Below are 512 nucleotides of genomic sequence, written 5' to 3'. Positions count from 1 at the left end.
ATCTATTTGTCGAGGACCTTCCATCGACGTGTCTCGGCGTGACGTTCCGCCCCCACCCAGTTACCCGACAGTCTCTTGGAGGACGGATACCAGCGGTCGGCCAGCAGCAGCCGGCCGCCGTTCCATCCGGCCTTGTACGCCAGCTGGCGACGGATCTGCGCGAACCCGGCGTCGGCGACGTGCCGGGCCAGCTTGCGGTTGGCCAGCATCCCGATCACGTTGAGGTCTTCGACCACGATGGTGCCGTGCTCACGCGCGAGCCGGGTGGTGAGCTTGTGCAGCCCGTCGCGGCGCAGATGAGTGACCCGGGCGTGCGCGCGACCGAGCCGAGCAGCTGCCCGCTCCCACCGCTTCGACGGTCGTCTTGCGGTACGCCGGTCCGGGCCGGTCTTGCGGGACACTGCCCGGCCCAACGAGCGCATGCGTTGCTGCGCGGCGACTAGGCCGTGTCTTGTGGATCAGGTTTCGCGGGCGAGGTCGCGGAGCCAGATCTTGATGGTGGCGATGTCGAT

At 68.0% G+C, this 512-nt stretch carries 1 protein-coding gene; it reads right to left on the bottom strand.

The features are described from left to right. Nucleotides 1–2: 2 nt before the first annotated feature. Nucleotides 3–422: an RNA-guided endonuclease InsQ/TnpB family protein gene (locus tag ACLQ24_RS30200; protein ID WP_425895132.1), complete on the bottom strand. Its 420-nt coding sequence runs from the start codon at nucleotides 420–422 to the stop codon at nucleotides 3–5. Nucleotides 423–512: the final 90 nt, after the last annotated feature.

The sequence above is a fragment of the Micromonospora sp. DT4 genome, assembly GCF_049841675.1.
Lineage (GTDB): Bacteria > Actinomycetota > Actinomycetes > Mycobacteriales > Micromonosporaceae > Micromonospora.
Note: the sequence above shows the minus strand (reverse complement) of the source record. Positions and strands in the feature narration are given on the sequence as shown.